4 protein-coding genes are annotated in these 3,630 nt (G+C 47.3%); all 4 read right to left on the minus strand.

Annotation, left to right across the window (positions count from 1 at the left end; translation table 11 throughout):
• Positions 1-67: 67 nt before the first annotated feature.
• The 4 genes from AK963_RS26780 to AK963_RS26795 are packed head-to-tail and all read right to left on the minus strand — an operon-like array spanning position 68 to position 3,441.
• Positions 68-1,777 carry a DEAD/DEAH box helicase gene (locus tag AK963_RS26780; RefSeq protein ID WP_066018399.1) on the minus strand — a complete coding sequence of 570 codons (1,710 nt, stop codon included), beginning with the start codon at positions 1,775-1,777 and terminating at the stop codon, positions 68-70.
• Complete coding sequence (locus AK963_RS26785) at positions 1,767-2,060, minus strand: hypothetical protein (protein WP_066018400.1); 294 nt, start codon at positions 2,058-2,060, stop codon at positions 1,767-1,769. Before AK963_RS26785 ends, AK963_RS26780 begins: the two co-directional genes overlap by 11 nt.
• Entirely contained in the window at positions 2,050-2,442 is a 393-nt protein-coding gene (locus tag AK963_RS26790) for a hypothetical protein (RefSeq protein WP_066018401.1), read from the minus strand. Before AK963_RS26790 ends, AK963_RS26785 begins: the two co-directional genes overlap by 11 nt.
• Before the next feature lie 60 nt (positions 2,443-2,502).
• Complete coding sequence (locus AK963_RS26795; RefSeq protein ID WP_066018402.1) at positions 2,503-3,441, minus strand: hypothetical protein; 939 nt, start codon at positions 3,439-3,441, stop codon at positions 2,503-2,505.
• Between the last annotated feature and the right edge of the window lie 189 nt (positions 3,442-3,630).

Consider the following 3,630-nt stretch of genomic DNA (forward strand, 5'->3'; position numbering starts at 1 on the left):
ACTCAAAACAATGAATCATGGTGTGATCTTTCTCGCACTTTTGAACAATATCCATATCCCTATCTCCCTAAAAATCAATATCCGTATCAAAAACATCAAAGTGGCCAGCCTCAAAGGCGTCATTCTGCCTCGGCCTGAGAGCCGGGTTGTCATTCCATTCGCTCGGAGTCCCTTCCTTGGTGGTAAAGTCATAAGCCCTGACCCGCTGCCAACGACCGTCCTGAATGACTTCTATCCGGCAGGGCTCACGCATATCCCGGACGTTGATTAGCCGGTCGATGGCATCATCGGTGAACTCCGGTGGCGGTTCGTGGCCGAAGCGTTTTACCCACCACAAGACAGCCTTTTGTCGTGCATACCCGCCATGCTCAAAGCAGACCCACTCACGGACGGTTGAAAATCCGCACCGATAACTGACTTGGACAGAGGGCGGCTTGCTGTTCTTTTCATGGCGGTTATAGATAATCTCATCCACATCGAGCCATTCAGGCTCAACCTGGGAGGCGAGCAAGGCTGCACTGGATGCTTCCGATTCGTGCTTTTCCCGTTCAGGAAATTCATAGTTGCAGGCAGGGCATACCCGGAGGCCTGCGAGGATCAGTTCAAAGCATTCAGGGCATTCCTTGATTGGGGCTTCGCCCGTCCCTTTACCTGCCTTGATATGGTCAACGCTGATCCGGTCTAGCGGTCCATGCCTCTCGACGTTGCCACCGTAATCGAGTACTAAGCAATCAGTCTTGCCTGTCTCCAGGCTAATACGGAGGCCTCGGCCTAATATCTGGACATACAACCCGGGTGATTTGGTTGCCCGGAGAAGTGCGATCATGTCAGTGAGTGGGGCATCAAAGCCTGTAGTCAGTACGCCTTGGCTTGTGAGGGCTTTGATCTTACCTGCTTTATAGTCGGCTAGTATCTGCGCCCTCTCATCCTTCGGAGTGCCGCCAGTGATACATTCAGCGACTATACCCTCATCAACTAACAAGTCTCTGACCCATTCGGCGTGGGCGATACTGACACAGAAGATCAGCCATGCTTTTCTGTCCTCACCGTACTCGATGATTTCAGTGACCGCTTTTTCCGTCACATCATTTTTCTTTACGGCATCCTCCATATCGCTTGTGAGAAAATCACCCTGCCGTGTTCTCACGCCATTAAGGTCGATCTTTTCCTTACCGGCCTTGGAACGGAGCGGCGATAGAAAGCCATCATCTATTAGTCGTTGAATGTCTGTCTCGTAGACAATCTCATTAAAGAGCGGGTTCTTTCCCTCCGTCAGCAAGCCCTGTTTCATCCGATAAGGGGTGGCCGTAAAGCCAACTATTTTTAGGGCAGGGTTTATTTCCCGAAGGGAGTTAATGAAGCCGGTATACATTGACTCCGAACGCTCACTATTCAGGGTATGTACCTCATCAATCAGTAACAGATCAAAGTGGCCAAGCTGCTCTGCTCGTTTATGAACACTCTGAATACTGGCAAACAATACCTGTGCGTCCGTATCCCTCGACTTCATCGAGGCCGAGTAAATACCAGTCGGAGCCTCTGGCCAGAGCGTGACGATCTTTTCATGGTTCTGCTCAATAATCTCTTTTACATGAGAGAGGATCAGGAAGCGTTGGTCTGACCAGTGCTTTAATACACCATGGATAAAATCAGCAATGATGACCGACTTACCACCACCAGTACTGACACAGACCAACGGGTTACCATCGGAGGCGCTGAAGTATTGATAGATCGCATCAATGGCCTCCGACTGATACCAGCGGAGTTCATAAGCCATTGGAGCCTCGCTTCATATCTTCAATGATTTTTATAGCAGTGCGTTCGGCCTTTTTCCGGTCAAAATAAGTCGGGTTACGGCCAAATTCATTATCAGCATTCCATGCCATAAACTGCTCCCTGACTTCATGCATCAGGGCATCGAGTATTCGATTGATGAATGCTTTATCAACGAACGGCACCTGCTTAAATTCAATTTTGAGAATATTGGAGCTTCTTCCCTCGCCATCAATAGTAATGTCATGCACCAAATCATCAGTCGTCGAATAGCATCTAACTTTCATCACCTGCCTCCCTCGCCTTTAGCATCCGATCAGCGATGGTGTAGGAAAAGTTCACGGCCTGTTCGATGGTCGTACCACGGTTAGCGGCAAACTCTCCGACCAGTGCTGCAATGGCGAACAGGTCACGGAGTTGAATGGTCTGGTTTTGAATGCTTTCTAATTGGCCTTCCAGAAAATCAATGGTTTCACTGGTCGCAGCCTCGGCATAGCGGTCGAAGGGTGAATCATCCACTTTCATATAGTGGGTTACTTGTGGATAAAACGCTCCGTCTTCAAACGTGGTAAAGCAAAAGCCGTTGTCAGGGTGGTAGCCCACAATATCTAACTTTTCTTTTGGCGGATTGCTGGCCGGGATAAAGCGATAGGTTTTGGTAATGTCCATTTGTTGCCGTCCTTTTTCAGTTCCTCAATTTTGAGGAACTGGAATTGATGTTTTGATGCCTTACCGATTTCTGAAGCGACCGACGATAGGATGCTCCTTGTAGCAACGGGAAATCTGCTTCGCCTCGTCTTCCACCAGTTCAGCGGCAGTCATAAAGTCCTCAATGTTGTATGAGCGGACTGGATAGCGCTCACCATCTGCGGATTGGGTGATGTAATAGACGGGTGTCAGTTTGAAGTATCGGATGGTCTTTTTAACAAAGGAGAAGCTGTAAGGGATGAACTCCTGCAATACAGAAGCACAGGCGTACCCCTCTGGTGGCTCGGTCAAATGGATACGGTTGGTTGGGTCTTCCAGCTGATGCTCTATATCTTCAATTCTTTTCTCCGCAGCAGAGACTCTTTGATCCTGATCGTGTGAATTTAACGTTGAGAAAATGGAATGACCAAATACTTCATCCATTTTTTCGTAAAGCATTTCCCAATTGATCCCTTTCTCTGATCTTTGTTTTGCTTTTCGATCTTCAATGGCTTCCTGTCTTGCTCTTTTGCCTTCAGGTGTCATTGCAGATAGAAGTACATGATTAGCAGCGTCAACCGTAAACTCCCAGATTTTCTGCGGCCTGCCTTTTCCACCATTGATGGTGGATAAATAAAAATCTCTATTTTCTATAAAGTTATGTGCAATAACCTGGCGTTGTAATCTCTGGCCATAATTTTTCTCTGTATAACTATAACCACATATATCCAGCAGACTTTTCCCTTCAACCAGTTCATTGATAACCAGGTTGTTTCTGCGCAGAACCAGTTCAGCTTGATCAAGAGTGTTTATTTCAATCATGGTTTTTTCCTTCTTTTGATTGCTTGTCTTTAATGCTCCGCCATACTGCTCTTTCAAACCGTTCATCTCAGCCCCCTGTGTTGGCCACTCCTCAATTTGAGGAGTGGGAATTGCTGCCGGAATGAGTGAATTTTTTTCCAGTGAAATTACTTTGCTCATGGTATTTTCCTTCTTATTGGTTGGCTTCAATCGTTCCATCGAACTGATCTTTCAGGCCGTTCAACTTCTCATCCGTCAAAAGGCTTTTGTCTTCTACAGCCTTAATCTCATGGGATGAGAACTGGCCTCTATCCGTCCCTGTCACAAATTCCTCGCCGGTTGATTTGAGGCGATACCGTATCCAGTACT

It is taken from the genome of Endozoicomonas atrinae (assembly GCF_001647025.1).
GTDB lineage: Bacteria > Pseudomonadota > Gammaproteobacteria > Pseudomonadales > Endozoicomonadaceae > Endozoicomonas > Endozoicomonas atrinae.

What these genes read in the sequence shown, in the direction of transcription:
- AK963_RS26790 (WP_066018401.1), bottom strand. Translation starts at nt 2,442, where the DNA reads ATGGACATTACCAAAACCTATCGCTTTATCCCGGCCAGCAATCCGCCA.
- AK963_RS26785 (WP_066018400.1), bottom strand. Translation starts at nt 2,060, where the DNA reads ATGAAAGTTAGATGCTATTCGACGACTGATGATTTGGTGCATGACATT.
- AK963_RS26795 (WP_066018402.1), bottom strand. Translation starts at nt 3,441, where the DNA reads ATGAGCAAAGTAATTTCACTGGAAAAAAATTCACTCATTCCGGCAGCA.
- AK963_RS26780 (WP_066018399.1), bottom strand. Translation starts at nt 1,777, where the DNA reads ATGGCTTATGAACTCCGCTGGTATCAGTCGGAGGCCATTGATGCGATC.